The organism is Speluncibacter jeojiensis, assembly GCF_029589495.1.
Classification (GTDB): domain Bacteria; phylum Actinomycetota; class Actinomycetes; order Mycobacteriales; family Mycobacteriaceae; genus Speluncibacter; species Speluncibacter jeojiensis.
On record NZ_JAAIVF010000009.1, the window covers coordinates 36308 to 62367 of the forward strand.

At 68.2% G+C, this 26060-nt stretch carries 28 protein-coding genes and 2 pseudogenes; 14 read left to right on the forward strand and 16 right to left on the reverse strand.

Features of this window, described 5'->3' with window-relative positions; translation table 11 throughout:
* The first annotated feature begins 201 nt into the window (after positions 1 to 201).
* The gene (locus G4X40_RS21840) at positions 202 to 1650 is read left to right on the forward strand and encodes an MFS transporter (RefSeq protein WP_277835739.1); all 1449 of its coding nucleotides are present in this window, start codon (positions 202 to 204) and stop codon (positions 1648 to 1650) included.
* Between the two features lie 40 nt (positions 1651 to 1690).
* Here the strand turns inward: G4X40_RS21840 and G4X40_RS21845 are convergent, their stop codons facing one another.
* The 3 genes from G4X40_RS21845 to G4X40_RS21855 form a co-directional block, all read right to left on the reverse strand.
* Positions 1691 to 2230 (reverse strand): NlpC/P60 family protein, encoded by a 540-nt coding sequence (locus G4X40_RS21845; RefSeq protein ID WP_277835740.1) that lies wholly within the window; start codon positions 2228 to 2230, stop codon positions 1691 to 1693.
* A 277-nt stretch (positions 2231 to 2507) separates the two neighbouring features.
* Complete coding sequence (locus G4X40_RS21850; RefSeq protein ID WP_277835741.1) at positions 2508 to 2978, reverse strand: limonene-1,2-epoxide hydrolase family protein; 471 nt, start codon at positions 2976 to 2978, stop codon at positions 2508 to 2510.
* Positions 2979 to 3418: 440 nt separating this feature from the next.
* Entirely contained in the window at positions 3419 to 4135 is a 717-nt protein-coding gene (locus tag G4X40_RS21855) for a DUF1906 domain-containing protein (RefSeq protein ID WP_277835742.1), read from the reverse strand.
* 257 nt (positions 4136 to 4392) lie between these two features.
* Here G4X40_RS21855 and G4X40_RS21860 point away from each other — a divergent pair, with 257 nt between their 5' ends.
* A complete protein-coding gene (locus G4X40_RS21860) occupies positions 4393 to 4632 on the forward strand; it encodes a maltose regulon activator MalT (protein WP_277835743.1) in 240 nt (79 codons plus the stop codon).
* 46 nt (positions 4633 to 4678) lie between these two features.
* Complete coding sequence (locus tag G4X40_RS21865) at positions 4679 to 5137, forward strand: hypothetical protein (RefSeq protein WP_277835744.1); 459 nt, start codon at positions 4679 to 4681, stop codon at positions 5135 to 5137.
* Between the two features lie 12 nt (positions 5138 to 5149).
* Here G4X40_RS21865 and G4X40_RS21870 read toward each other — a convergent pair whose 3' ends face one another.
* A complete protein-coding gene (locus tag G4X40_RS21870; RefSeq protein ID WP_277835745.1) occupies positions 5150 to 5887 on the reverse strand; it encodes a CPBP family intramembrane glutamic endopeptidase in 738 nt (245 codons plus the stop codon).
* Positions 5888 to 6051: 164 nt separating this feature from the next.
* Here G4X40_RS21870 and G4X40_RS21875 point away from each other — a divergent pair, with 164 nt between their 5' ends.
* The 4 genes and pseudogenes from G4X40_RS21875 to G4X40_RS21885 all read left to right on the forward strand — a co-directional run.
* Positions 6052 to 7749: a fumarate hydratase gene (locus tag G4X40_RS21875; protein ID WP_277835771.1), complete on the forward strand. Its 1698-nt coding sequence runs from the start codon at positions 6052 to 6054 to the stop codon at positions 7747 to 7749.
* 215 nt (positions 7750 to 7964) lie between these two features.
* Positions 7965 to 8294, forward strand: a pseudogene (locus tag G4X40_RS22990) (AAA family ATPase); the annotation flags it as partial.
* A gap of 205 nt (positions 8295 to 8499) precedes the next feature.
* Positions 8500 to 9669: an AAA family ATPase gene (locus G4X40_RS21880; RefSeq protein ID WP_277835746.1), complete on the forward strand. Its 1170-nt coding sequence runs from the start codon at positions 8500 to 8502 to the stop codon at positions 9667 to 9669.
* A gap of 28 nt (positions 9670 to 9697) precedes the next feature.
* A pseudogene (locus G4X40_RS21885) lies at positions 9698 to 9802 on the forward strand (fumarate hydratase C-terminal domain-containing protein); the annotation flags it as partial.
* Positions 9803 to 9877: 75 nt separating this feature from the next.
* Here the strand turns inward: G4X40_RS21885 and G4X40_RS21890 are convergent.
* Positions 9878 to 10339, reverse strand: a complete 462-nt coding sequence (locus G4X40_RS21890; RefSeq protein ID WP_277835748.1) for a carboxymuconolactone decarboxylase family protein — start codon at positions 10337 to 10339, stop codon at positions 9878 to 9880.
* A gap of 143 nt (positions 10340 to 10482) precedes the next feature.
* Here G4X40_RS21890 and G4X40_RS21895 point away from each other — a divergent pair, with 143 nt between their 5' ends.
* Positions 10483 to 11409, forward strand: a complete 927-nt coding sequence (locus G4X40_RS21895) for a sigma-70 family RNA polymerase sigma factor (RefSeq protein ID WP_277835749.1) — start codon at positions 10483 to 10485, stop codon at positions 11407 to 11409.
* A 39-nt stretch (positions 11410 to 11448) separates the two neighbouring features.
* Here the strand turns inward: G4X40_RS21895 and G4X40_RS21900 are convergent, their stop codons facing one another.
* The 3 genes from G4X40_RS21900 to G4X40_RS21910 all read right to left on the reverse strand — a co-directional run bounded on the left by G4X40_RS21900 (position 11449) and on the right by G4X40_RS21910 (position 13246).
* Complete coding sequence (locus G4X40_RS21900; protein ID WP_277835750.1) at positions 11449 to 11664, reverse strand: DUF4287 domain-containing protein; 216 nt, start codon at positions 11662 to 11664, stop codon at positions 11449 to 11451.
* 74 nt (positions 11665 to 11738) lie between these two features.
* Positions 11739 to 12326, reverse strand: a complete 588-nt coding sequence (locus tag G4X40_RS21905) for a methyltransferase family protein (protein ID WP_277835751.1) — start codon at positions 12324 to 12326, stop codon at positions 11739 to 11741.
* Entirely contained in the window at positions 12323 to 13246 is a 924-nt protein-coding gene (locus G4X40_RS21910; protein WP_277835752.1) for a LysR family transcriptional regulator, read from the reverse strand. Before G4X40_RS21910 ends, G4X40_RS21905 begins: the two co-directional genes overlap by 4 nt.
* 149 nt (positions 13247 to 13395) lie before the next feature.
* Here G4X40_RS21910 and G4X40_RS21915 point away from each other — a divergent pair, with 149 nt between their 5' ends.
* Positions 13396 to 13797, forward strand: a complete 402-nt coding sequence (locus G4X40_RS21915) for a hypothetical protein (RefSeq protein WP_277835753.1) — start codon at positions 13396 to 13398, stop codon at positions 13795 to 13797.
* A gap of 132 nt (positions 13798 to 13929) precedes the next feature.
* On the opposite strand, the gene ric is transcribed toward G4X40_RS21915, so the two are convergent.
* Together ric and G4X40_RS21925 are read right to left on the reverse strand one after the other, a co-directional pair.
* The gene (gene ric, locus G4X40_RS21920) at positions 13930 to 14622 is read right to left on the reverse strand and encodes an iron-sulfur cluster repair di-iron protein (RefSeq protein ID WP_277835754.1); all 693 of its coding nucleotides are present in this window, start codon (positions 14620 to 14622) and stop codon (positions 13930 to 13932) included.
* Positions 14623 to 14705: 83 nt separating this feature from the next.
* Positions 14706 to 16055, reverse strand: coding sequence for a wax ester/triacylglycerol synthase domain-containing protein (locus tag G4X40_RS21925; protein ID WP_277835772.1), 1350 nt, complete (start codon positions 16053 to 16055; stop codon positions 14706 to 14708).
* 157 nt (positions 16056 to 16212) lie between these two features.
* Here G4X40_RS21925 and G4X40_RS21930 point away from each other — a divergent pair, with 157 nt between their 5' ends.
* On the forward strand, positions 16213 to 16833 hold the full coding sequence (locus G4X40_RS21930) for a hypothetical protein (RefSeq protein WP_277835755.1): 621 nt from the start codon (positions 16213 to 16215) through the stop codon (positions 16831 to 16833).
* Between the two features lie 169 nt (positions 16834 to 17002).
* Positions 17003 to 17419, forward strand: a complete 417-nt coding sequence (locus tag G4X40_RS21935; protein WP_277835756.1) for a hypothetical protein — start codon at positions 17003 to 17005, stop codon at positions 17417 to 17419.
* On the opposite strand, the gene G4X40_RS21940 is transcribed toward G4X40_RS21935, so the two are convergent.
* From G4X40_RS21940 to G4X40_RS21955, 4 genes are all read right to left on the reverse strand, one after another.
* Entirely contained in the window at positions 17389 to 17604 is a 216-nt protein-coding gene (locus G4X40_RS21940; protein WP_277835757.1) for a hypothetical protein, read from the reverse strand. The two genes, G4X40_RS21935 and G4X40_RS21940, sit on opposite strands and share 31 nt — an antisense overlap.
* A gap of 93 nt (positions 17605 to 17697) precedes the next feature.
* Entirely contained in the window at positions 17698 to 18186 is a 489-nt protein-coding gene (locus G4X40_RS21945) for an FBP domain-containing protein (RefSeq protein ID WP_277835758.1), read from the reverse strand.
* Positions 18187 to 18350: 164 nt separating this feature from the next.
* Positions 18351 to 20276, reverse strand: a complete 1926-nt coding sequence (locus tag G4X40_RS21950; protein ID WP_277835759.1) for a YhgE/Pip domain-containing protein — start codon at positions 20274 to 20276, stop codon at positions 18351 to 18353.
* A gap of 334 nt (positions 20277 to 20610) precedes the next feature.
* Positions 20611 to 22224, reverse strand: a complete 1614-nt coding sequence (locus G4X40_RS21955; protein ID WP_277835760.1) for an FAD-binding protein — start codon at positions 22222 to 22224, stop codon at positions 20611 to 20613.
* Positions 22225 to 22413: 189 nt separating this feature from the next.
* Between G4X40_RS21955 and G4X40_RS21960 the strand changes: the two genes are divergently transcribed.
* Together G4X40_RS21960 and G4X40_RS21965 are read left to right on the forward strand one after the other, a co-directional pair.
* Positions 22414 to 23214 (forward strand): nuclear transport factor 2 family protein, encoded by an 801-nt coding sequence (locus G4X40_RS21960; RefSeq protein ID WP_277835761.1) that lies wholly within the window; start codon positions 22414 to 22416, stop codon positions 23212 to 23214.
* Between the two features lie 72 nt (positions 23215 to 23286).
* Positions 23287 to 23703 (forward strand): hypothetical protein, encoded by a 417-nt coding sequence (locus tag G4X40_RS21965; protein WP_277835762.1) that lies wholly within the window; start codon positions 23287 to 23289, stop codon positions 23701 to 23703.
* 21 nt (positions 23704 to 23724) lie between these two features.
* Here G4X40_RS21965 and G4X40_RS21970 read toward each other — a convergent pair whose 3' ends face one another.
* On the reverse strand, positions 23725 to 24543 hold the full coding sequence (locus tag G4X40_RS21970) for a thioesterase family protein (protein ID WP_277835763.1): 819 nt from the start codon (positions 24541 to 24543) through the stop codon (positions 23725 to 23727).
* An 80-nt stretch (positions 24544 to 24623) separates the two neighbouring features.
* Here G4X40_RS21970 and G4X40_RS21975 point away from each other — a divergent pair, with 80 nt between their 5' ends.
* Entirely contained in the window at positions 24624 to 25253 is a 630-nt protein-coding gene (locus tag G4X40_RS21975; protein WP_277835764.1) for a TetR/AcrR family transcriptional regulator, read from the forward strand.
* Positions 25254 to 25450: 197 nt separating this feature from the next.
* Here the strand turns inward: G4X40_RS21975 and G4X40_RS21980 are convergent.
* Positions 25451 to 26060: arabinosyltransferase C-terminal domain-containing protein (locus G4X40_RS21980; RefSeq protein WP_277835765.1), on the reverse strand; the 610-nt coding region annotated here is incomplete at its 5' end.

The following is a 26060-nucleotide window of genomic DNA, read 5'->3' on the forward strand; positions in this document are numbered from 1 at the left end:
CCGAATCCGATTGTGCCCGACCCAGCTGTCGGCGAGCTGCTTACTTGTGCATCATGCACATGATATGTACGCTGCACAAACATGCTTGAGGGGGGGCAACAAAGTTCCGCGCCCGGCATCCGGCCGCCGTCGGCAGCCTTGCCGGCGGACGCGCGCCACTCCCCCGAGCCCCGTTCGTACCGCGCCGTACAGAGGAGTTCGATGACGACACCTGCCGCCCTGCGCCCACAACGCACACCCAACGTGATCGTCGCGGTCCTGGGTCTGTGCGGCATCGTGGTCGCACTCATGCAGACCCTGATCGTGCCGTTGGTGCCGGTCCTGCCCACCATCCTGCACTCGTCCGCATCGAACGCCTCGTGGGCGATCACCGCGACGCTGCTGGCGGGCGCGGTCGTCACCCCGATCGCCGGCCGCCTCGGCGACATGTTCGGCAAGCGACTCGTCCTCGTCGCCAGCATGGCGCTGCTGACCATCGGATCCGTGCTCTGCGCGGTGTCCTCGTCGCTGATCGTGGTGCTGGTCGGCCGCGTGTTCCAGGGCCTTGCGATGGGCGCGATCGCCCTGGGCATCAGCATCATGCGCGACGAACTGCCCGCCGAGCGGGTCGGTTCCGCGATGGCGGTGATGAGCGCGACGCTCGGCGTCGGTGGTGCCATCGGCATGCCGGTCGCGGCGATCATCGCCGAGAAGTCCAACTGGCACGTGCTGTTCTGGGTCTCGGCCGGCCTCGGCCTGATCTGCGTCCTCGCGCTGCTCGCGGTGATCCCCGAGTCACCCGTGAAGACGCCCGGCAAGTTCGACTACGTCGGCGCCTTCGGCCTGAGCGCGGCACTGGTGGCGCTGCTGCTGCCGATCAGCAAGGGTGGCGACTGGGGCTGGACCAGCGGGCCGACCGTCGGCCTGGTCATCGCCTCGGTCGTGATCTTCCTGGCCTGGGGCTGGTACGAACTGCGCGTGTCCACGCCGCTGGTGGACCTGCGGGTCTCGTCGCGCCGCCAGGTGCTGTTCACGAACCTGTCGTCGGTCGCGGTCGGCTTCGCCATGTACGGCATGTCGCTGATCCCGTCGCAGATCCTCATGGCCCCCAAGGCCAGCGGCTATGGCATGGGCCTGTCGATGATCGAGGCGGGCCTGATCATGGCGCCGTCCGGCCTGGTCATGTTCTTCTGCTCACCGGTCTCGGCCCGCATCTCCGCCCGCAGTGGTCCACGCACCAGCCTGGGTCTCGGTGCCGTGATCATCGGGCTCGGCTATGTGTTCGGCCTGTTCCTGCAGAATTCGCCGTGGGAGATCATGGTGTCGACGATGATCATCGGCGCCGGCATCGGTATCGCCTATGCCGCCATGCCCGCGCTGATCATGGGCGCCGTGCCGATCACCGAGACCGCCGCCGCCAACGGCCTCAACTCGCTGATGCGCGCGGTCGGCACCTCGCTGTCCGCCGCGGTGGTCAGCACCGTGCTCGCGAACATGACGATCTCGCTCGGTGCGTTCGAGCTGCCCTCGCAGCACGGCTTCACCGTGTCGATCCTCATCTCCATCGGGGCGGCCGTGATCTCGCTGCTGCTGACCCTGCTGATCCCGCGTCGGCAGCCGGTCGAAACGGCTGCGTCCGCACCGGAGCGGGAGAAGGCCACCGTCGGCTGACCGACCGTTCCCCGTCCGTACCCGCCGGCGATGCCGTCGGTCAGAACCGCCGAATCTGGTTGATCGGCGGTTCTGCCGACAGCGGGGTCAGTCCGATCGGCACTCCGTAGTCGTAGGCGTTGAACACCTGGCCGAACCCCGCATAGATCCCGACGTGGTCGTTGGAAGTGCGGAAGGTGATGATGTCGCCGGGCTGCATCGCCCACAGCGGCACCGGCGTGCCGACCAGGGCCTGCTGCTGGCTGGTGCGGGGCAGATTGACGCCGGCCTGCCGGAACGCCCACTGGACCAACCCCGAGCAGTCCCAGGAGTTCGGGCCGGTGCCGCCCCATTGGTAGGGCTTGCCGGTCTGGGTGGCCGCCGCCGCCAGCGCGACCAGACCGGCCGGGCTGGGAATCGGCAGGGCGATCGACCCCGCGCTGCCCGAACTCCCGGAACTGCCCGCACTTCCCGAGGAACTGCCCGAACTGCTACCGCTGCTGCCGTCCAGCGGCGCCGCGAGCGCCGGCGCGGCGCAGACAGCCGCGACGGAGAACGTGAGCACCGCGACGATCGCCGACCGCCGAAGCGACGCGGTCAATCTGCCGACCGAGGTCGATCTGCCAACTGCTGTGTGTGACGACACGAGATCCCGTGCTCCGATCTTCGACTCGCCCGCCGACCGGCCCCGCCGCGATCCTGCGCGACTCCGACCGGCCCCCGACTCGGCGCCTCGTCGAGGCACCACACAATGGCGGTGTCCTGCGTCCCCACCCCGGACGAGGTGAGCTGTGCCACAGGATCCACCGAAGATTACAAAACAGACACGGTCCGACAGTGACGAATCACGGAATTACCAAGATCTCGACAGGAATCGGTCACAGACGCGGACGCAACCGCGGGATCAGTACCCCCACCGCGCCACGCACGGTGGCGCGCAGCATGTTCGACCAGTCGAAGTAGTCACGCCAGAGCGTGATCCGGCCGTCCGACACCTCGAACACCCCGCACACCCAGAACTGCAGTCGGAACGGACCGAGGAACAGGACGTCGGTGCGCTCGGTGAGCACCGCGGAACCGTTCTGGGCGATCCGGTGGATCCGCACATCGAACCCCGCCGGGGTGCGGGCCAGCACGCCGAACACGCGGCGCACGCGGTCACGTCCACGCAGAGTCGGCAGCGAGACGTTCTCGTACACGATCTGCGGTGCCACCAGTCGCATGGCGCCGTCGACGTCCTCGCGCGCGAGGGCCCGCAGGAACTGCGCGACCGCCTCGGCGCCGTCCGGCGTGGCCTCCTGGCCCTCCGGTCGCCCGCCCACTGCCGACGGATCCTCGGTGGCGGACATGTGCACTCCCTCGCGTCGACGACAACCCCGATCCCACCGGATTCCGGTGTCGATACGGGCCGTTCGGTAGTGAAGTTACTCTCACCCGACAGGCGCTATGACGCACCCCACAGGGTCGACCTGGGGAAACATAAGACAATCCTATTTGTCCGATTCGCCATACCTTGCAGGAGCTATACCCGCCGGTAGCCTGGATCGTGCGGGCCACCAGCCAGGCCCGATTCACTCGCAACACCAGGAGTAAACAGACATGGGATCCTCGGACATCTCCGACTTCTTCGGCGCCGTCTCCGACATCTTCGGTGCGTTCGACACCTTCACGGGTTCGGTGGAGAAGCTCAGCGGAAAGTAGACCCGAACAGAGGTCCAGGAAGGCCCGGCGGCAGGTGATGCCGCCGGGCCTTTCGCCTGCACAGAGCCTGTCCTGTTGCCCTACCGGGTCACCGCCACTGCCCGTAGTCGGCCTCGAGGATGCGGTTCACGTCGATGCCGATGCCCTCGATCGAGCGCTGATCGATCTCGAACTGGTGCAGATGGGCCGCCGGGTGGACGTATCCGGGCGCCGTGCCCCAGTTGTGTTGCCAGAAGTACCGTCCCACGCCCGCAGCCGAGGCCCAGTCGATCGTCGGCGCGTTGGCGTACACGCCGCTTCGCTCCGAACCGACCACCGACTCCCACCCGCGCAGGTACCCGGCGATCAGCGACTCGAACTGCCAGCGGGTCGGGTTGTCGTCGATCGAGGCGTAGATCGGCGCGTCGTCCGGGCCGCCGGCCGCCCGGTGCAGCGCCAACCCGCGCTCCGCATGCCGCTTGCCCGCCTCGGTGCCGCCGCGCCAGTCTGCGGTTGCACCCTTGCCGTATTGGTAACAGGAGACGACGGACAGTCCCGCCGCGCGCAACGCGTCGGCTTCGCCCGCGAGCATCGGCTTGCCCGCCATCCACTCGGCGCCGGCGCGGCGATCGGAGACATAACGGATCGCGCCGATGTGACCGGCCGCCCTGATCGCCGCGGCATCCGGCACCCCGGCCGCGTAGTCGACAAGGGTGCCCAGCGGCGCCGCCTGCGCGAGCGCGCCGGACCCCAGCACCCCGCCGACACCGAGGGCCGCGGAACCGGCCGCGACGTAGCGGAAGAGATCTCTTCGGGAAACCTGCACGACGACCTCACCTTGCTGTTCGTGGACCTGTGGTCTCGGGATCACCGGGGCCGGCGACCGGGATGATCGACGACCGCCCGGGACGTGGCCGAGTTCAGCATATTCACAGCAGCCTCACTGGCATCTCGAACCACTTTCATCACATCGTGAGGCGGACCCCCGGCGCGATCGACCGACCCGCGGCGGGTGCCCCTCGCCGGATTTCGGGCGTAACGTCCCCTGTGGAACCACAGTCACCTCCTGATGGGAACAGCATCATGAGCAAGGAGAAGTGGTGGGTCATGGCGGGGTCCGACTGCGGCTTCGCCCTCGAGCAGCGACCCGATGGCGACCTGGTCGTGGTCAACACGTCGACCGCCGAGGAACACGCGATGCACGGCTACGTCTGGATGCACGCGAAACACCCCGAGTCCATGGGCGCCGGACGCAGCGACATCCAGATCCGCAGCGAGGGCCCGCCGCCGTACGGGGTGTGGGTGGAGCACCCGGAAGGGTAATGTGATCTAGGACACTCACATCCCCGATGGGCACTCAGGAGTTGCCATGACTGCCCGACGATTCGCCCGAAAGTTCCTCACGATCGCCGCGCCGGTCGCCGCCGCGGTCACGGTCGGGGCGCTCTTCGCTGCTCCGGCATCGGCCGATCCGCCGCATCCGTTCGGCGGCCCCGCCTACACCATCGGCTGTCCCAATCAGGGCAGCATCGCCTCGGTGACCGCGGTGACCGGCCAATCGGGGGCCCCGATCGGACCCGGCCAGATCCTGTTCGAGTCCCATCCCGCGCTGCCACCGATTCCCGCGGCCGGGCAGATGACCGTCGCCTGGGTCAACACGAACACCGGACAGTCGGGGATCGTCAACCTGATGGGCACGTATCCGAACCTCTCGGCCCTGGTGACCACCGGCCCCGGAAACGTGGTCGCCACCGCGTTCGGATCGATAAACTTCGGCAGCAGCCCGATCTGTCAGGACAACCCGACCATCGGCACGTTCGTCGTGTGATTTGCCGCAGGCTCAGCGCACCGACAGGTGCCACACCACCGCGGCCGCCAGTGCGCCGACGCCGTTGAGTGACCAGTGCAGTGCGATCGGCGCGAGCAGACTGCCGCTGCGACTGCGCAGCCACGTGAAGACGAACCCCGCCGCCGCGGTCGCCGCGACCGCGCCGAGGATGCCGAGGATCTGACCGGCGGGGCCGCCGCCCAGCAGGTGGGTGAGCCCGGTGTTGCCGGAGGTCAGCCCCAGCGACGACGCGATGTGCCAGAGGCCGAACAGCAGCGACCCCGCGGCGAAGACGCCGCGCGCTCCCCAGACCCGGCCGAGCGTGCCCTGCAGCACCCCGCGGAAGGCGAGTTCCTCCGGGATGACGGTCTGCAACGGGATCACGACCATCGACGCGAGGACCGCGCCGGACACCGTGGCATAGCGGTTGTTCAGGAAGAACTGCCGGGTGAACGGGAGCGCGACGCCCATCGCGACGACCGCCACGACCGTGCCCGCCGCGGCAAGCGCGTAGAGACTGCCCTTGCGCCAGTGCCGCGGGGACAGACCCAGTTCGGCCCAGTCCAGACCGCGCCGGCGGGTCAGCACGACCAGGACCACCGCCGCGATCGGCACGGTCGCGATGCTCGCCCAGGGGGTGGTGAAGTGGGCGATGAGATTGGTGGCGACGAGCACGGCCACGACGACGGCCACGTCGATCCAGGCATGTATCGGACGCAGTTTCGGGGCGTCGGCCGTCGCGGTGATCACTTCATCCAGAGTAACCGGCAAGCGGTGCCGCAACTGTGAGTCATAACACCCCCCGGGGCATATTCGGCGGCCGGCCCACGCCCCGCCGTCGACCGGCGCCGCGGCGTCGTTAGCCTGGGAACAAGCCTGGATATACCTCGCACAGCCCGCGAACAGGAGAGATGATGGCCGACTTCCTCTACGAGGACCTGCTGCCGATCGGTGAAGATCCCACCGAATACCGGCTGCTGACCGCCGAGGGGGTGTCGACCGTCGAAGGACCCGGCGGCCGAACCTTCCTGAAGGTCGAACCCGAGGCCCTGCGGTTGCTCACCGAGACCGCACTGCACGACATCTCGCACTACCTGCGCACCGACCACCTCAAGCAGGTCGCGAAGATCCTCGACGACCCCGAGGCGTCGAACAACGACAAGTTCGTCGCGCTCGACCTGCTCAAGAACGCGAACATCGCCGCCGCCGGCGTGCTGCCGATGTGCCAGGACACCGGCACCGCGATCGTGATGGGCAAGCGCGGCCAGCAGGTGCTCACCGAGGGAGACGACGAGGAGTCCCTCGCCCGCGGCGTGTACGACGCGTACACCCGGCTGAACCTGCGGTACTCGCAGAACGCGCCGCTGACGATGTGGGACGAGAAGAACACCGGCAACAACCTGCCGGCGCAGATCGAGCTGTACGCGGACACCGCCAAGGGACACGAGAACTCCTACAAGTTCCTGTTCATGGCCAAGGGCGGCGGGTCGGCGAACAAGTCGTACCTGTACCAGCAGACCAAGGCCATCCTGAACCCCGACTCGATGATGCAGTTCCTCGAGGAGAAGATCCGCTCGCTCGGCACCGCGGCCTGCCCGCCGTACCACCTCGCGATCGTCGTCGGCGGCACGTCGGCGGAGTTCGCGCTCAAGACCGCGAAGTACGCCTCGGCGCACTACCTCGACGAGCTGCCCACCGAGGGCGCCATGACCGGCCGCGGCTTCCGCGACCTGGAGCTCGAGAAGAGGGTCTTCGAGCTGACCCAGAAGATCGGCATCGGCGCGCAGTTCGGCGGCAAGTACTTCTGCCACGACGTCCGCGTGGTCCGCCTGCCCCGGCACGGCGCCTCGCTGCCGGTCGCGATCGCCGTGTCCTGCTCGGCCGACCGCCAGGCGAAGGCGAAGATCACCCCCGAGGGCGTCTTCCTCGAGCAGCTCGAGTTCAACCCCGGACAGTTCCTGCCGGAGGTCACCGACGTGCAGCTGGACGCCGACACCGACGGCGTCTCCGGCACCGGCAAGGGCGCGGCCGTCAAGATCGACCTGACCCGCCCGATGCCGGAGATCCTCGCCGAGCTGTCGAAGCACCCGGTCAAGACCCGGCTCTCGCTGACCGGCCCGCTGGTCGTCGCGCGCGACATCGCGCACGCGAAGATCAAGGAGCGCCTCGACGCCGGTGAGGAGATGCCGCAGTACCTCAAGGACCACCCGGTGTACTACGCCGGACCGGCGAAGACCCCTGAGGGCATGGCATCGGGCTCGTTCGGCCCGACCACCGCGGGCCGGATGGACTCGTACGTCGAGCAGTTCCAGGCCGCCGGCGGCTCGATGGTCATGCTGGCCAAGGGCAACCGGTCCAAGCAGGTCACCGACGCCTGCGACACGCACGGCGGCTTCTACCTCGGCTCGATCGGCGGCCCCGCGGCGCGCCTGGCGCTCGACTGCATCAAGCACGTCGAGGTCATCGAGTACGAGGAGCTCGGCATGGAGGCGGTCTGGAAGATCGACGTCGAGGACTTCCCCGCGTTCATCGTCGTCGACGACAAGGGCAACGACTTCTTCGCGCACACCGGCGAGGTCACCCTGACGGTCGGCAAGCGCCCCGGTCTGTAGATCCCGGCTTCTGCTCGCAGCGACGCGACGGCCCGGCGGTGTGTACCGCCGGGCCGTCCGTCGTGCGTCTGCGGATCAGTCCCGCGGTGCGACGCCCTTATCGCAGAAGCACTACGGAGCGGCGCCGGACGCTCATAGCTCAAAGCTCAAAGCTGTAGGATCACCTGGATTTACCCCCTCAATCCTCAAATTTCAAGACGGGAACTGCGAATCACATGGGCGACCTGATCAAAGAAATCTTTATCGAGAACTTTCGATCAGTCCGCAGGCAAAGGTTTACAACAGATTCACACCTAACTCCAATACTTGGCCTCAACTCTGCGGGCAAGTCGAATATCCTTCGCGCTCTCGACCTATTCTTCAACGACGCCGTCGAAGGCTCGCCAATCTCATTCGCACACGACTTGAGCAGCCACATCCCTGGCGGCACCAAGAAGCGAATTTGCGTCGGCATACACCTGAACCCAGAGAAGACACTTGGTCTAAAGGGAAATCGTGAGTTTCTAAAAAATAACGGGCTCACCGAAGGAATTTTCCTCAAGAAAGAATGGAGCCTGACACGAAACGGCCGCAGCATACAGCAATTGATTCTATTTGGGGACGATTTTGAAACCGTACGCACGCCAGAACGAGGAGAAGAGGATTCCGTATTAGCGCTTGTCAGGTCAATTCGATATCACTACGTTTCCAACCACGTGAGGCCGGCAGACAAGGTCAAAGAGGTACTGGAAAGCGCTACGCCCCGAAATAATGAAGACTTGGAAGAATTCCAGCAAGACCTCCGTCAACCTTCTCGAAGAGTTAACGGTGTCCGCAAATCAAATGTTTGCGCCCGTATCAGAGTCGGTCGCCCGCGGCATCGATGGGTTACAAATATCAGCCGCCGTACCACAGGACCTTGCAGACCTGGCGTTTGAACTGGGAATGAACGCCGTTGCAGGCGTCGACGTTGTACACGACATCACCCAAGAAGGATCCGGAGCGCAGGCTTTTACCCTGCTCCATTTTCTTCATCTGCAAGATAGTGCCGCACGAAAGCGCAGCTTCGGCTGGGTACAGGCCAGCATATGGGGGCTCGAGGAACCTGAATCATTTCTCCACGCCGGTCTTCGAACTAGGTTTGCAACAGATCTCTACGAGTACGCAGCGAACGAACGTCGTCAGGTTTTCATCACGACCCACGAGGATGACTTTGTCAGGAACGCGAACCACACTGTAGTCGTGTCTCCGAGCAGATCTGGGTCCTCTATCGCAACACTAGAAACACGCGATGCCCTTGCCGCCTCAGCCAAACAACGAATTACATCCTTCCGGCACCCGTTAATGACCCATCCGGATACACCCATCGTGATCGTTGAAGGTAAAACCGACAAGCAATATCTCACACAAGCAATTCGCGAGGCCGACCTGCGCCCTAGGTGGATACTCGTATCCCCCGACGAAGACCTTGAGGTCGGAGCTTCAGGCGACGGTCTGCTAAATTACATCAAAACCAACAAGTCCGCACTCCGGTCCCGCCCAGATGGCGCATTCATTTTGGCACTCAAGGACTGGGAGGACGGCAAAAAGACATCCAGCCTTGATGGCGCCCTGAAGGAACATCCTTATTCGAGGAGCATCGTGTGCCCGGAATCATTGTGCAACCCGGAGCTTGGCCAGAGTTTTGTCGGGATCGAACGTTATCTACCAGTAGATCTAATTCAGCAAGTAGCCAACCCTAAATATTTGAGTACAAATAATGTAAGCAATTCGATCGGGATCGAACGCTCGCACCTAAATACCATCAAACCGAGGCTCGCAACGAAAGCCCAAACTGGAGCCACGGTCGGAGAGTTCATGGTCGGCCTTGTCGAATGGATCAACAAGCTGGTCGAGGAGACCCTCGCTGAGGTACCTATCGATGCCTATTTGCCCTCGTAGACCGCCGGTCATCAAACGACGACGAGGCGTCGAGGACTTCCCCGCGTTCATCGTCGTCGACGACAAGGGCAACGACTTCTTCGCGCACACCGGCGAGGTCACCCTGACGGTCGGCAAGCGCCCCGGTCTGTAGATCCCGGCTTCTGCTCGCAGCGACGCGACGGCCCGGCGGTGTGTACCGCCGGGCCGTCCGTCGTGCGTCTGCGGATCAGTCCCGCGGTGCGACGCCCGCGGGCTGGCGGACCGTCGCATTGAGCCGGTTCCACAGGTTGATCATCGCGATCTGCATGGTCAGCGCCGCCAACTGCTGCTCGTCGTAATGGTCAGCGACGGTGTCCCACACCTCGTCCGAGACCGCGTCGGGCCGGTCGGCGATCCGGGTGACCTCCTCGGTCAGCGCCAGCGCGGCGCGCTCGGCGTCGGTGAAACGCCGCGACTCGCGCCAGGCCCCCACCGCGACGACCCGCTCGATGGTGTCCCCCTCGTCGAGCGCCTCCCGGGCGTGCATCTCCACGCAGTAGCTGCACCCGTTGATCTGGCTGGCACGCAGGTGCACCAGGTGCACGGTGCGGGCCGGCAGCCCGGTCCCCTCGAGGGTCTTGCCCAGCGCGAGAAGGGCGTCCATCGTGCCGGGGAGCACCATCGCGGGCTGGTTCATGCGTGCCTTCATCGTCTTCTCCTGTAGTCCTGCTGTCGACGGCATTGCCGTCGATCACGCTCGTGTCGGTGAAACTGCTGCCGATCACACCGCTCTCGGCGCGTTTCGTTGTCCTTCACCTCATTGACGGATCGGGACGGAAGAATGTGACAGCTGTGGACAACGAATTTTTGGCGCGCGAGTTCGAGACCCATCGCGACCATCTGCGGGCGGTGGGATATCGCATGCTCGGGTCGACCGTCGAGGCCGAGGACGCGGTGCAGGAGACGTGGCTGCGGCTGGGCGGGGCCGACACCACCGCGGTGTCGAATCTCGGCGGATGGCTGACCACCGTGATGAGCCGGGTGTGCCTGGACATGCTGCGCTCACGCGGGTCGCGGCGGGAGAGTTCCCTCGACGAGCACGCGCAGGTGGACCCGGCCGACACGGATCCGGGTGCAGCCCCGGAACACGAAGCGCTGCTTGCCGATTCGGTGGGCGTGGCGATGCTTGTCGTGCTCGACACCCTCAGCCCGGCCGAGCGTCTGGCATTCGTGCTGCACGACATGTTCGCGGTGCCCTTCGACGAGATCGCGCCGATCATCGACCGCTCCCCCGCCGCGACCCGGCAGCTGGCCAGCCGAGCCCGGCGCCGGGTCCAGGGCCCGGCCGCCGGCGAGGGAGCCGACGCACCGTCGCCGGCGGACACGGCACAGCGCCAGCAGGTCATCAAGGCGTTCCTCACCGCCTCCCGCGAGGGCCGGTTCGACGACCTGCTCACCCTGCTCGACCCCGACGTCGTCCTGCGGGCCGACGACGCCGCGGTGGCGGCCGCGACCGCGGCGCTCGCGCACGGGGCCCCGGCACTGGCGGGCGTGGTGCACGGTGCGGACGCGGTGGCCGGGGCGTTCGTCGGCCGCGCCAGGGAGGCGCGCGTCGTCACGCTCGACGGTCGGCCTGCAGCCGCCTACGTTCCGGACGGCACCGCTCGGTCGGTGTTCACGTTCACGGTCGTCGCCGGCCGGATCGTCGAACTCGGCGTGGTCGCCGACCCCGGCACCCTCGCCGGATTCGACATCGACCTCGCCGCGACCGACGCGTGAGCCGGCGGCGCCGGGCCGGACACCCGGCGCCCGCACCGCTCACTGCTGCTTGAGCGTGTGCGCCACCAACGCGTTCGCGTGCCCGTGTCCCAGCCCGTGCTCGGCCTTGAGCCAGTTCACCAGGTCCATGTGCTTGGCCAGGTCCGAGGTGCGGATCAGCTCGATCCAGTGCTCGATCGGCTGCCCGTACTTCTTCTCGATGGAGGGGAAGTACGAGACGGGCCCCTTCACGGGTGCTCCGTCTGCTGCGGTCATCGTGGTCTCCTCGGTGCGTGCGGTGATCGGTCTCGCACAGGTGGACCGTTCCGCGACCGGAAACTCATCGGCGGCTACAGCACGAACGGGATCACCCGCTTGGTGCGGCCGATGTAGCGACGGTACGGCTCGCCGAGGCCCGCGATCAGCACCCGCTCCTCGTGCGGGATCCGCACCACGTACGCGGCCGCGAGCACCAGCACGGTCAGCGGCGACAACCAGTTGGTGTACGCGATCGTGAAGCCGAGCGCGCAGATCAGGGCTCCGGTGTAGGAGGGGTGACGGATCCGGCGGTAGAGCCCGGTGTCCACCACGCGCTGACCCGGCGCGGTCTGCACCCGCACCGTGAACGCCGCACCGAGCTGGTGCACCGCACGCAGCCGCAGACCCTGCCCGCACGCCGCGACCACCAGGCCCGCCGCGAACCACCACCAGGCTCCCCTGCCGATCACGGTCGCCGGTACCAGGACACTGATCACCGCTCCCCCGACGTACACCGCCAGCAGGCCGAGTCCGACTGCCGCACCGCTCCATTCGTCGCGGCTCAGCTCCGGCCGTCCCGGATGGGTGCGCCCGATCCGGTACTCGGAGCCGACGAAGGCGGCGAGCGCGAGCGCCAGCACCACGGACGCGGCGGGGTCGGCGACGAACAGCGGGCTCACGGCGCACCGACCGTGCCGTCGTACGGGTCGGCGGCGAGATGTCCGCGGGCGTGGTCGACGAACCGTTGGACCAGCGGATTGGCCGAGTCCGCCCGCCACGCCAGCGCGGTGGTGACCGGTTCGAGGTCGGCCACCGGCACGTACCGCACCCCGGGCCGGGGGAACGCCAGTTCTGTGGAGGCTTCGGAGAGTCCGACGGCCTCACCGCTCTGCACCAACCGCATGTACTTCTCCATCGTGGCCGCGGCCGGACCGAGCCGCGGCGGCTTGCCCCCGCGGTGGTCCATCGCCAGCCAGAAGTCCCGGCACACCTCGTCGTCGGTGGCCGAGACGACCCACGGATCGTCGAACAACTCACTGACCAGCACCTCGGATCGCTGCGCGAGCGGGTGGTCCTCGGCGACCACCGCGGCCCGCGGCTGGGTGTAGACCTCCAGGAAGCTGAGCCCCTCGTGGACGAACGGCGGCTGCACGAACGCCACGTCCACCTCGTTGGTGTTCAAGCCCGCCGACGGGTCCGCGAACGTGTAGTCGGAGTATTCGACCCGCACCTGCGGGTACCGGCGTTTGAACCCCTGCAGCAACTGGATCGTCGGCTCGATGTAGACCCCGACGATGATGCCGATCCGCAGGATGCCGGCCTGTCCGCGTGCCGCCATCCGGGCGACCGCCACCGCCGAGTCGACCGACCGGAGCGTCGCCCGCACCTCGGTCAGGAACCGGGCGCCCACGGGGGTCAGCTCGACGCCGAGCCGACGGCGCCGGAACAACTCGACGTCGAGGACCTTCTCCAGGTACTTGATCTGGGCACTGAGCGACGGCTGGGCGATCCGCAGCCGCGCGGCCGCCCGGGTGATGTTTCCCTCCTCGGCCACGGCCACGAAATACCGCAGGTGGCGCAGCTCGAACGAGCCAGGCATAGGTACAGGCTATCGCTGTCGCGACTCTTTTGTCTTGGACAGCTCACGAAAACCGAGCGAACCTAACGGTATACGCGATGCAGCGTTCACCGGCAGTTACGGAGAACCCGTCCGAGGGCTACCGATCACATCCCCATCAAGGAGCTTCCATGCGTAACAACTTGTCTGGACTCGCAGGATACGCGCTGGGCCTGCTCGGTATCGCCTGCTACGCGCTCTGGCTCGTCAGCCTGGCCGACGGCATGAGCGGCGCGATGATCGCCGCCGGTGTGTTGACCGCGGCCCTGCTGGTGCTGGGCGCGGGCCTCCTGGCCGCCACCCTGCGGTGGGACCTGCACTCCACCAAGGTTGCTGCGCCACACCGCGATCCGCTCGAGCCGGAAACCAGCGCGGAGGACTCGCGTAAGTACGAACTGATCTACCACCACCGCCTGGATCCGCTCCCGCGCGTGGAGGCCGAACGCCGCGAGTGGCCGCGCACCGAGCGTCGCCCGCTCGCCGAGACCCACCACCGGGAGATGGTCGAAGCGGGGGCACACACGAACAACTGATCGAACTCCGCGACGGTGAGATGGGGCGACAGCCGTCGACGTGACACTTCAGGGCCGGTACGCACGAGGGGTGCGCACCGGCCCTGTGTGATGCTCCGCGAAGTGTGACGCTCCTCCGGGAGGACGCGAGGTTCAGTCGTCGAGCACCGCGATGACCCGCGGGAACAGCACGTTGTTCTCCTTGTGCACGTGCATGTGCAGGTCCGTCTCGATCTCCTCGAGCCCCGCAAGCATCGCCGTGTAGGAGGCGCACGCGTCCTCAGGCGGGGTGAAGCCGCCGGTGATCTCCCTCAGGTCCGCGAGCAACTCACCCGCCCGGTCGTGCTCGGCGATCATCGCCTCCACCTGCAGGATCAGCCGATCCTTGACCGCGACGTCCATCTCGGGATCGAGGTCGCCGAACACCGGGAACAGGTCGATCTCCTCGCGGCGCAGATGCGGTTCTACGTCCTCGCGCAGTTCCGCGAAGTCCTGGCGCACGCGGGCCAGCTCCGGGTGGTTCGCCCCGTGCACACCGGCCACCTTGTCGATCAGCGCGGTCATCCGCGGATACTCGCTCCACGCGAACGCGTGATGGGTCGACTCGATGTGGCCGGCCAGTCCGGGGATGTCCATCGACGACCACTCCGGCGGCGACGACGCCGGCCCGCTCTCCAACGCCGCGATCACCTCCGCCAGCGAGACGCCCTCCGCGGCGGCGGCCGCGGCGAGCGGACGGTTTCCGCCACAGCAATAGTCCAGGCCGAACGACTCGAGGATCCGCGTCCGCGCGGGATCTTCGGTCACCAGGTCGCCCAGTGTGGTCTCCGGCGTGATCGACGGCATGTAGACCTCCCTCTCCAGATGTCCTCGATCATCGGCCGACCGGCGGTCGCGCGCAACGTCGTCGTGGTGCGCGCCACCGACCGTCACCGGCGCAGCACGCGGCCGACGGCGTCGATCGACTCGCCGAGGATCGCGGCGTAGCGGTCGGGATCGGGCAGCACGGCACGGCCGGAATGCGCCGAGACCGTCACGGTGTCACCGATGCCGTAGACGCCGTGGGTCAGCGCCATCGCCGACGACAGCGCCGGGAAGCCCGCCGTCAGCAGGACCCGTCCGCCCAGCAACGACAGGTCAGCCGCGCCACGATCGACACTGGTCAGGACCGTGTGCCCCGACACCGCCTCGGGCGCCCGGTCGACCGCCTGGCCCGCGATACCCGCGTGCAGCAGCGCGGCGGGCAGCACGTCGAGGGTCCGCTCCTGACGGCGCACCAACTCGTGCGCCGACCTGACCCGGCGCCCGGCCAGCACGGTGGCGATCTGTCCGGCACGCACCTCGAGGTCCGGCTCGTCGGGGAACAGGTCGACCGAGATGTTGCGGAAGTTGTTGCGGGACAGTACCGGCGACGACTGAGCGACCGAATCGGCGACGGTGACCTCCGCGCCCAGTCGCGGAACATGCGGGCTCCCGTGTTCGGCCAGATACCGCGGCAGCGCGAGCGAGATCGCGGTCAGCGCGGCGACGGTCACCGTCACTCCCTCGGCCCGCAGTGCCGACAGCGGACGGACCACCACGCGCAGGTCGTGCCGCGGCCCGGGCGGACTGTTCAGCGCGGTCGGCGGGCGAGACGCGAGCGGGGCGGGCAGTTCGCCGCGCTCGACCAGCGCACACTCGTCGCGGTGCGCGCGGAACGCCTCCACTCCGCGCACCACCAACCCGGCGCCCTGGCCGGGCAGGCGCAGCACCGCCCGCGTCAGCGTCGTGGGCGTCGTCGGGACCGCCAGGTGCTCCGGCGGCGGCTGGTCCGCCGGTTCCGGGCCGAACAGCGCCCGGGCGATCGCGGCCGCGCGCCGTCCGTCCGCCAGTGCGTGCGAGAGCTGCAGCACCGCGACCACCGCCGGTGCGTCGGCACATCCCGGCACGCCGCGCACCGCCCGGTACAGGTGCAGCCGCCACGGGCTGACCCGCGCGTCGACTCCGTCCCCGAGCCGGCGGGCGACGTCGTCCAGACAACGCTGCCAGGTCGGATCCTCGAGCGGATGCTCCACCAGTTGGTCGTCGCCGAACTCGCGGGTGACCCAGTAGGGGTAGTCCAGGTGCGCGGGCACGTCCTCGACCCGCACGCGCAGGTCCGGGATCGACCACGTCCGGCCGGCCACGAAGTCGCGCACCGAGGTCCAGGACGCGCCGAGGTCCTCGAACGCATAGAGCAGGTACTGATCGTTCGGCATCCGCGCGGACGCCCAGTACAGCTGCGCGTCCCGCGGGCTCATCTGTGCCACGACACCACCGTAGGCACGCGGCGACGGCGGCCGTCACGCAGGTGGGAACGCCCTCGCAAACCATTGCCACCGGGCCCGCGGGCGAGGATGGTGGACGGTGACCGGCGGCGCCGCCGGGGCGCTGCCCCCGAGCAGAAGGGGGTGGAACGTGTACGCACGCTCTACCACGATTCACGCGCATACGTCGGCGATCGATCAAGGCATCCTCCACGTGCGCAACTCCGTGATGCCGGAGTTGACGGACATCGAGGGGTGTCTGGGACTGTCCCTGTTGGTCGACCGCGACTCCGGTCGCTGCATCGCCACCAGTTCGTGGCGCGACGAGGACTCGCTGCGCGCCAGCGAGGGTCCGGTTCGCGAGCTGCGTGACCAGTCGGCGGCGATGTTCAAGGGCACCACCGAGGTTCAGCGTTGGGACATCGCGGCGCTGCACCGCGACCACCGGACCGCGCGCGGCGCATGTGTCCGCGTCACCTGGCTGAAGGCCGAGCCGAGCCGGATGGACCGGGCCGTCGACGTGTACAAGATGGGCCTGGTCCCGCGGATGGAGGATCTCGAGGGATTCTGCAGTGCGAGCCTGATGGTCGATCACGCGGCCGGGCGGGCGGTGTCCTCGGCGACTTTCGACAGCATGGACGCCATGCGGCGTGGCCGTGAGGCCGCAGAGTCCATCCGAACCGAGGGCCTGCGCGACATGGGCGCCGAGCAGTTGGAGGCCTGCGAATTCGAGCTCGCGATCGCGCACCTGCACGTGCCGGAGATGGCCTGAACGACACGATGATCTGAACACCTGTTGACACGGCCGACCGCGCACCGCCGCGGCCGGCCTCGTCACGGCCCGGAATGCTTGCCGGTGCGCCCATGAACTTCGCCGGTGCAACGAATTGCGGCTGTTGATCGATAGATCGGGTGAATGTCCGCACTACCCGAGGAGAGCCATGCGACAGCGCACCCGCCGCGTCACCCGCCTCGCCGCGACCGCGGTGCTGACCGGGTCCATCGTCACCACCGCCGGAGCGGGGGTGGCACTCGCGGATTCGTGGCCGACACCGCCGCCCTACCCGACTCCGACCGCACCGTACGAGACCGCGGACTTCCTGACTCCGGCCGACCCCGGCTACTGGAACCCGTTCGTCAGCGCCGACAGGCTGACCTCGCCGTTCGGCACCAGCACCAAGATCGTGTGCGAGAGCTTCCACGGGGTCAAGCTCGACTGCTGGCAGGCCGACCTCCAGGGCAATCCGCACAAGCTGGTCCAACTGCCGCTGGACTTCCCCGGGTCCACCGGGGCGGGCCTTCCCGGCGGCGGGCCGGGCCACTTCGTCTACCCGTTCTGGTCGGCGCCGTCTGCCTGAGCGGCACGGCCTGTGGACCGGCGCTCGACGAACCACATCATCGTGATGAACAACGCCGTCGCGACCGCACCGCTGACCGCCGCCGAGCCGAGACTCCGATGCGACGGCCACACCAGAAGCGCGGTCCACATCACGTAGAAGACGACGGCCCTCGCACACAGCGATTTCAGCGAAAGCACTCTCATCGTGGATCACCCCTCGATTGACTGTCACCCGAATGTTATTCGATCGGTGCCGCCAGTTCCTTTGAACAAGAGGCGAAGACGTCGAGGGTTCGGTCAGCTGTACAGGCGCGCGATCAGCGCGTCGATGTTCTCGCGCACCCGGCCGACCTTCTCCTCGTCCGTGAGGTTCTCGCGATAACGGTTGCCCAGCGCAGGCCGCTTCTTGTTGCGCGCGTAGAGCGAACAGGCGAGGTCGGTGCACATGTAGGTGCCGATCGAGTTGCCCTTGCGGCCAGACTCGCCGGCCTTGTGCGCAGTCATCAGCGACACCCCGCCGCCGGTGTGCGTGGTCATACAGATCGTGCACATCTGAGCCTTGCCCGACCCGCCGGTCTCGAAGCGCATGGCGATGCCGACCAGGCGGTCGTCCTGCGGCACCACGACATAGCCCCGGCCGGGATACGACGGGTCGGTCCACCCGAGAAAGTCCAGGTCGTTCCACGGGCGAGCGTCGAGATCGCGCGGCACCGGCAGGCGCTTCGCGTCGCCCTTGGAGCAGTTGACGAACGACGAGCGGATGTCACGTTCGGTGATCGGGTCCATGGCGGCAGTCTTCTTCCGGTCGGGGGCGTGGCGATCCCAGGGTACGAATCGACCGTGAGTGGCGGCAACGAGTTTTCCGGCCGGCGGCGGCGTGACCGGGTCGCCGAACGGGCGGTTGTGCGGGACGCCACTCGACGTTTGCCCGGACAACCGCCCGCTCGAGGTCAGTACGCCATGCTGTGCTGCGCCTCCAAGGTCCGCTCGGTATGGGCATTCATCGCCCGGCCGGGCTTGTGCGGGTAGCGGTTCCACCCGCGTTGGATGAACAGATACTGCAGCCCGATGGCGGCCGCGGCGATCGCGACCATCACCAGCACTGCCGAGCCGAATCCCTGCCCATCACTGAAGGCCGCCATCAGCCCCTTGCGCATGTACGTCATCGGCGCGATGGGGTGCAGCCACCGGAACGGCGCCGGGACCGTCTCGATCATCCACACGCCACCGAACGCGAAGGTCTGCAGCATCAGCACCGCGAGCGAGACGAGCGTGCCGGCGATGTAGCCGAACACCGTGTATGCCAGGCCCACCAGCGACATCGCCATCACGGTGCCGACCGCGACGACCACCAGCAGCTGCGGGATGTTCGCCGGTGACGGAGCCGGCGACAGGATCAGCCACATGCTCGCGGTGACCGCCGCCATGGCCACCACCGAGATGAAGCCGACGGCGAGCAGCCGACGGAAGAGCCGGTAGCCGCTACTCCTGCCCGACAGGTCCTGGGCCGGGTCGCGGTCGGCGCGGAAGGTCATCCACACCACGAGCGCAGCCAGCACGCTGGCGATGGCCAGCATCGCGGGCGCGACGCCCGGGCCGAGGTCCTGGGCGCGCGCAAGGTTGTGCGCGTCGGAGACCACCGGGGTCGACACCAGCGAAGCAAGGCTCGTGCGCACGGTGGGGTTGTTCAGGTCCGGCACCTGCTTGACGCCCGCCGCCAGGCCGGCGTCGAGCTGACCCGCGCCCGTATCGAGCCGATGCGCCCCGTCCGCCAGTTGGGTCGAGCCGTCGGCGACGCGCCCGACGCCCGCGTCCAGCTGGTCGAGCCCGGCGGAGAGACGATCTGCCCCGGCCTTGAGGTCGCCGCTCCCGGCCACCAGCTTGTCGACGCCGGAGCGGTAGTCGGCGGCGGGATCGGTCAGCTGCCGGGTGATCTCGTGACTACCGGCGCGAAGGCGCTGCAGCCCGTCGAGCAACTCGTCGACCATCCCGAGCACCTGGGCGCCCTGCTGGCCGATCGGTCCGGGGAGCGCGGCCAGCTGCCGGTGCAGCGCCGCCGCCTGGGCCGCCAGGTCGCCGCTGTCGTCGACCTTCGAGACCAGTTGGTCGATGCCGTCGGAGAGTTGCCGCGCACCCGCGCCGAGCGTGTCGGTGCCGGCCTGCAGGGTTCCCAGCCCGTCCTTGAGCTGACCGGCGCCCGCCGCCAGGTCGTGCCCGCCCTTGGTTGCCTCGGCCATGCCCGGCGCCAGGTCGCGGGTCACACCGGTGTGCAGCTGGTCCGCGCCGTCGACAAGCTGCCCGGTGCCATCCTTGAGTTGACCGGCGCCGTCGGCGGCGGTGCGCAGACCGTTGCCGACCGAGTTCAGCCCGACCAGCACGGTGTCGGCCACCTGCGTCGAGACACCGGAGAGCACGGCCTTGTCGATTTCGGACATCACCTGCTTGCCGATCGGCCCCGAGTAGGTCGCGGTGTTGTCGTTGAAGGTGACGTCGATCTGCGCCGGCGCATGCGTCGTCTTGCCGATGTTCGCAATGGTCCGCGAGAAGTCCCGCGGGATCTCGATCGCGAAGTAGTACTTGCCGTCGCGCACACCGGCCTGGGCCTGATCGTGATCGACCTGCTTCCAATCCAGCGCGCCGGACTCGAGCAGCTGCGCGGTCACGTCGCGGCCGGCATGGATCGCCTCGGCGCCCTGGCCGACCGGCTGATCGGAGTCGACCAGCGCCACCGGCAGCTGGTCGACCTTGTGCGTCGGGTCCCACATCGCCCACATGTAGACGGCGGAGAACGCGAGCGGCAGCGTGACGCACACCGCCAGCACGATCCGGACCACCCGCGAGCGCAACCAGCGCGGGGAGAAGTACGACAACGACATCCGTCAGCTCCGACCATGAGTGCGTGGATCGACAACGCCGCCGACGGTGGGGCGGTGCTGCCGTAAAGGAATTGAACGTAACCGATGGTTACATGTTCGACGCCGGGTCCGACAGGGCCGAACTCCCAATTCGGCCTCCGGCCCGGCCGCTAGCATGAACGACCGTCCAGTTCGTTTTGCGAGACTACCGGTCACAGACAATGTCGTCTCCACGGGGTCGGCCCATCCGGTGCGCGTCCCCCACGCACAACGAACGGGCGGTCGTGCGGACATCGGCCGAGACCGCCGTCGCACAACCGCCCGTTCGTGGGCCTCCCGCTGTCGCAGATCTGTCCTACGACGCCCCCTCCGCGGCAACGGACAGGACGGCGTGGGCGCCGGCCCGGCGCCCGGAGAACACGCAGTCGGCGAGCGACAGCCCGCTGACGTAGGAGTTCGAACAGACGCCGACCGCCGCGCGGCCCGCCGCGAACAGGCCCGGGATCGCCGCGCCGGATCCGGTGAGGACCGCGCCGCTCTCCTCGTCCACCCGCAGTCCGCCCAGGGTCAACATCGGCATGGGGTAGCTGACCCGGGACTTGAACGAGATGTCGAGCAGCGTGAAAGGCCCCGTACGGATCGGCCGACGGATGCCGTCGGGCTTGCCCAGCGGATCGGGGCGGCCGCCCTCGATGGCCCGGTTGTGCGCGTCCACCGTGTCGCGAAGCGCCGCGGAGTCGATACCCGCCTTGGCCGCCGCCTCCCCGATCGTGCCGGCCGTCACGCTGCCGACGCGAGCCAACCGCTCGGCCTGCATCCGCTGGAACCACACGGACTGGCCGCCGATCTGCTCGCGACCCTCCGCCACGGTGTCGGCGTCGAGCAGCAACCACGCACGGTGCTGGGGCGCGGCCGCGATCGCCGCGCCCAGCGTCGCGCCGTAGCGGGATTCGTCGACCATGCGACGGCCGGAGACGTCGACGACGATCCCCCCGTAATACGCGCTCGGCGGCGCGATGAACCGCCACGTCGACAGCGAGTCCATACGGCCCGTGGCGGCGCCGACCTTCTCGGCCATGGCAATCCCGCTGCCGTCGTCGGCAGCGGTGCCCAGCGGCAGTCCCTCCGACCACGGGTACCGCGGGGCGTGGCGGGCAACCATCTCGCCGTTGGCGATGAAGCCGCCGGTGGTCACGATGACGCCCGAGCGCGCCTCGATGCGGACCGGCTTCCCGTGCCGCCGCTCGATCCGATCGAGCATCGCCTGCACCGTGTTACGCAATCCTTGGTGGTACACACCGGGTTTCGCCGAGACCCGGGCCAGTACCGCGAAGCGTCGCCGCACGGCTTCCGGCGCCGCGGCGAGCGTGGTCCCCTCGACGCCGACGACTCGGCCGTCCTCCTCGACGAGGCCGGTGATCCGGGTCCCGGTCTGCACGCGCACGCCACGGCGCGCAGCCGAGTCCGCCAACGGCCCGAACAGCTTCTTGCCCGACACCCCGCGTCCGTGCGCGCGATGCCCGCGCTGCCGCGGCGGCGTCAGGTCCCGAAAGGCCCCGGCGTTCTCGCTGCCCGAGAAGTACAGGTAGTAGTCGTCGGTCGGATAGGAGGTCTTGAACGGACACAGCGACGCCTCGAACGGAACACCGTGGCCGGAGAGCCAATCGATCATCGCCGGCGAGCCCTCACAGAACCGGCGCAACGTCGACTCGCTCACGACATCGCCGACCTCGGCGCGCAGGTAGGCCATCATGCCGTCGATGTCGTCGTCGACCCCGGCGGCCCGCTGCACCCAGGTACCGCCGCCCGCGTACACGATGCCACCCGACAGTGCGGTCGCGCCGCCGCCGAGGTAGCGGTCGAGGGCGACCACGTCGGCCTCGGATTCCCGGGCGGCCAGCGCCGCCACGACACCCGCGCCGCCGTATCCGACGACCACCACATCGGCCGATGAGGTCCAGGTTTGCACGATCGCGACCGCCTTCCGAGCAGAATATCCATGGGCAGAGCACCAACGGACCGAAACTGTAACGCGTTCTACTGAAGGTCGCGGTTCGCCTCCTGCGGAATGCAGTCAATCTTGTGTGACCAGGAGAACATGTTCTAGTTTACTGCTGGCGTGTGGCCCGCCGGATCTCGACGAAAGGTGTTGTTCCCGATGGCGAAGCAGCCGACCGCAGCCGAGGCGCTGCAGACAGTGGAGGCCTCGCCGGCCGCGGTGGCCGTGCACGACCGGTCCGCCTGGCTGGACCTGATGGCCCGCGGCGGCGTCGTCAACGACCCGGTGGGGTCGCGCCCGCACCAGGGCCGCGAGGCGATCGGCCGCTTCTACGACACCTTCATCGCCCCCAACACGATCGTCTTCGACGTCGATCACGACGTGGTGTGCGGTTCGACGGTCTTCCGAGATCTGACGATCGTGACGACGATGTCGACCGGCGTGACACTGAACGTCCCGACCCATCTGCGGTACGACCTGGTCGAGGAGGAGGGCGCGCTCAAGGTCGCTCTGCTCGCTGCCCACTGGGAGCTGCCGACGATGATCGTGCAGCTGGCACGCGCCGGGGTGCCGGGCCTGGCCGCGGCGCTCAAGCTCACCCCGCAGATGCTGTCGAATCAGGGGGTCGGCGGAGTCGTCGGGTTCATGAAGGGACTGCGTCGGGTCGGCGCCGCCGGCAAGCGCACGGCGGCCGGATTCGCGGCCGCCGGGAGGCGCGGCGACACTGCGGCGGTCCGTGCGGTGCTGACCTCTGATGCACGGCTGGAGTGCCCGGCCGGAACCGCGGTGTCGGTCGACGAGTTCGTCGAGCAGGCGCGCGGGCTGGACTGGACGAAGTTCGTCGCCGCCGGCCGTTCGGTGACGGCGACGGTGCACACCGGCGACCGGGCCGGGGTGGCGCTGCTCGAGTTCGTGGGGCACCGGATCGAACGGGCCCGGCTGTACCTGCCCCAGGCGTAGCCTGCCGGTTCGGCACGCACGGAACGGTCGCCGGGAGGAGGATGGGCGACACCCCATCCGCAGGAGGCCGATGTGAGGACGCTCGTTCGCGGAGCCGGCTGTTGTGTGACCGCCGCGGTGGTCGCAGTCCTGTCGGCCACGGTCGCCGCCGCGGTGACCGTGCCGTTCCAGGTGCAGCCCGCGTCGTTCGGAAATCCCCACGGCAGCTTCGACGTTCCCCCGACCCACTGCGCCGCCGAGGTGGGGGGCGCATCCGGTGCGGTGACGATCGCCGGCACCCTGCCGGACCGGTGGGGCTGCCTGATCCAGTCCGACGTCCACTGGCTGAACCTGTCGACGGGCGCCACCGGAACGGCGCGGCTCTCGGACGGCTTGAACGGGCACCCTCCCGAAGCGACCCTGCCCACCGGTCCCGGACGCGTCGTTGCCGTCCTGGTGCCACTGCCCGGGACGACGACGCCGGGACTGGTCACCGTCGACGTGCCGTGAGCTGAGGTCCGGGCGCCGCCGTCAGCGCGCGGGTACGGTCGCCGGCTGCGGTCGCACGGTGAGGATCTGCTGGGCGGAGCCGACCGGACCGCGCACATCGTGCAGAACGGTGCTGGTCAGGCCTTGGCCGGAGCCGCCGAAGGTGACGGTGGTGTCGAGTCCGGTCCACTCCCCCTCGGGCTGGCGAAACAGATGGATGGTCAGGTCGAGGTTCGGGAACATCCATTCGGCGGGGTCCTGACGGACCGCGATCCCGTTCGCCGTATCGACCAGCGCGACGAACGATGCTGTCGCCCCGGCCCGTTCGCCGGCCACCAGATCCACCCGACTCGATGCCCAGACGGTCCCGCGGCCCGGACGCGCCTGGCCGACCCGCCGGGTGTCGAGTGAGGCGATGTACCCGCCGGACCACACCGAGGACAGCGGCCACGGCTCGGCCGACTCCGGACCGGGCAGTTGTCCCGCGTCGACGACGGCCACAGCCTCCGTGTCGAGCGTCGCGAGGAACCAGGCCCGGGCCGTCACGACCGAACGCCCGCCGATGAGCATCGTCGCCTGCACCAACTCGATCGTCCGCCCGGGACGCACCGTCTCGACCTCGACCTCGAACTCCTCGAAGCCGATACGCCCGAGAATGTCGAAGCTGACCCGCCCCATCGGCAGTGCCGGACGGCCCTCGCGGGCCCGGTGCCGGTCGATCTCGTGGACGAGCAACCCGCCGACCGGGCTGAAATGCTGCTCGTCGTCGGACCAGGCGCCACCCGCGTGCACGGTCGGGACGAGGCGATCGTCCGCCACCCGCTCGAAGTAGGCGGACGGGCGTCCGGTCGTCTCACGCATCGACTGCCTCCAAAACTCGACTCTTCGGTCGAATCCTATACTTCATGGTCGATGATTGGGCCGGTCGGTATCATCGGGCAATGACGTCGACCGCCCACGCGGAGCCCGCCGCCCCCACCGGTCGCATCGCCCGCCGTCGCGATCGTCGCAAGGCGGAGATGGTCGCCGCGGCGCTCGAGATCCTCTCCGGCGGCGGCTATCAGGGGCTGCGTTTCGAGGACGTCGCCGAGCGTGCCGACATCGCGAAAGCCACGCTGTACCACTACTTTCCGAGCAAGGACGCGCTGGTCGCCGAGGCCCTCGAGAAGCTCACCGGCGACGTCCTGACCAGCCTCCGCGCGGCGCTGGACGAGGCCGCCGACCGTACCGCGACCGAGCAGTTGCGCCGTCTCATCACCGAGCAGCTGCACATCCTGACCGTGCGCTACCCGGAGGTCGGGAAGGTGTTCTCGTTCCCCGCGCCGTGGCCGCCGGTGCACGAGGAATCAATCAAGACGATGCGCCGTCGGCACGACCAGCTCTTCCGCGACGTCGTCGACCGTGGCGTCGCGGCGGGCGAGTTCGATTGCCCGGATCCGTCGGTCGCGCTGCACTGCCTGCACGGCATCCTCAACCACGCCTCGATCTGGCTGCGGCCCGACGCCGACCCGGACGGTCGCACGCGCGCGGCCGTTGTCGACGAGGCGATGCGGCTGTTCGCGCGCAACTGACCTGGTCCGCGGCCTGCGGGACTCCCGTGGCCGCAGTCGGCTTCACAGCGAACTCATAGTCGATGCCCTAGGGTCCGGAGGATGGAGCCGTAAGGCGGGCACCGATGAGTCGCCGTTGCGCTCCGACACTCGAACCAGGGTGCCTCTGTGTTTGTCAACTCGACCGTTGATTCGAACATCGCCGACGAGATGCACGCTCAGTGCTGGATCGGGCTGGGGTTCCACAGTCCTGATCGGGTGGCGGTGCCGAGTTCCAGGTCTGCCGGCCTAGCGTCGGGCACCAGTGGTGTGTAGCGCTCGAGCGAGCCCCAGTCGCGTTTCCAGTCGTGGTTCAGGTAGGTGGGGACCGTCTGGGCCGACAGCAAAAGCTGGGCCCAGCCGACGGGCCCGCCGCCTTGCGGGCCTTCCCAATTGGTGGCGACGACAGGAAGGCCACCGTTGGCCAGGATCCGGTACTTCGGCAATTGAGCGACGCCGTTGAGCGTGTTCAGTTGCTGCTGGCAGGTGAACGCCAGCGGCACGGGCCAGTCCAGCAGGACCGGCGTGTGGGAACCGATCAGGTGCTGCAAGGTTTGCAGGTGTGGCACGCGCGGAGGGGTGAACGCGATCCACTGATCCGGGGCGGGGTTCCGGACATCCGCCACGATCCTCACTGCCTGGGCCGCAGCGGGTATCGACGACATGGGCAGGCGCAACGTCCGCCACGACGGCGCAGGGCCGACGTCGATCAGCGATGCCCGTCCCATCGGCTGGTACGCGCCACTGGTCTCGCTGCCGTATTCGATCTGCAAATTCGTATCGGTTACC

Excerpts from the sequence above, each read along its gene's own strand:
- G4X40_RS21840 (WP_277835739.1), top strand. The coding sequence starts at position 202 with ATGACGACACCTGCCGCCCTGCGCCCACAACGCACACCCAACGTGATC.
- G4X40_RS21850 (WP_277835741.1), bottom strand. The coding sequence starts at position 2,978 with ATGTCCGCCACCGAGGATCCGTCGGCAGTGGGCGGGCGACCGGAGGGC.
- G4X40_RS21860 (WP_277835743.1), top strand. The coding sequence starts at position 4,393 with ATGAGCAAGGAGAAGTGGTGGGTCATGGCGGGGTCCGACTGCGGCTTC.
- G4X40_RS21865 (WP_277835744.1), top strand. The coding sequence starts at position 4,679 with ATGACTGCCCGACGATTCGCCCGAAAGTTCCTCACGATCGCCGCGCCG.
- G4X40_RS21875 (WP_277835771.1), top strand. The coding sequence starts at position 6,052 with ATGGCCGACTTCCTCTACGAGGACCTGCTGCCGATCGGTGAAGATCCC.
- G4X40_RS21880 (WP_277835746.1), top strand. The coding sequence starts at position 8,500 with ATGAAGACTTGGAAGAATTCCAGCAAGACCTCCGTCAACCTTCTCGAA.
- G4X40_RS21890 (WP_277835748.1), bottom strand. The coding sequence starts at position 10,339 with ATGAAGGCACGCATGAACCAGCCCGCGATGGTGCTCCCCGGCACGATG.
- G4X40_RS21900 (WP_277835750.1), bottom strand. The coding sequence starts at position 11,664 with ATGACCGCAGCAGACGGAGCACCCGTGAAGGGGCCCGTCTCGTACTTC.
- G4X40_RS21910 (WP_277835752.1), bottom strand. The coding sequence starts at position 13,246 with ATGCCTGGCTCGTTCGAGCTGCGCCACCTGCGGTATTTCGTGGCCGTG.
- G4X40_RS21915 (WP_277835753.1), top strand. The coding sequence starts at position 13,396 with ATGCGTAACAACTTGTCTGGACTCGCAGGATACGCGCTGGGCCTGCTC.
- ric (WP_277835754.1), bottom strand. The coding sequence starts at position 14,622 with ATGCCGTCGATCACGCCGGAGACCACACTGGGCGACCTGGTGACCGAA.
- G4X40_RS21925 (WP_277835772.1), bottom strand. The coding sequence starts at position 16,055 with ATGAGCCCGCGGGACGCGCAGCTGTACTGGGCGTCCGCGCGGATGCCG.
- G4X40_RS21935 (WP_277835756.1), top strand. The coding sequence starts at position 17,003 with ATGCGACAGCGCACCCGCCGCGTCACCCGCCTCGCCGCGACCGCGGTG.
- G4X40_RS21940 (WP_277835757.1), bottom strand. The coding sequence starts at position 17,604 with ATGAGAGTGCTTTCGCTGAAATCGCTGTGTGCGAGGGCCGTCGTCTTC.
- G4X40_RS21945 (WP_277835758.1), bottom strand. The coding sequence starts at position 18,186 with ATGGACCCGATCACCGAACGTGACATCCGCTCGTCGTTCGTCAACTGC.
- G4X40_RS21950 (WP_277835759.1), bottom strand. The coding sequence starts at position 20,276 with ATGTCGTTGTCGTACTTCTCCCCGCGCTGGTTGCGCTCGCGGGTGGTC.
- G4X40_RS21960 (WP_277835761.1), top strand. The coding sequence starts at position 22,414 with ATGGCGAAGCAGCCGACCGCAGCCGAGGCGCTGCAGACAGTGGAGGCC.
- G4X40_RS21970 (WP_277835763.1), bottom strand. The coding sequence starts at position 24,543 with ATGCGTGAGACGACCGGACGCCCGTCCGCCTACTTCGAGCGGGTGGCG.
- G4X40_RS21975 (WP_277835764.1), top strand. The coding sequence starts at position 24,624 with ATGACGTCGACCGCCCACGCGGAGCCCGCCGCCCCCACCGGTCGCATC.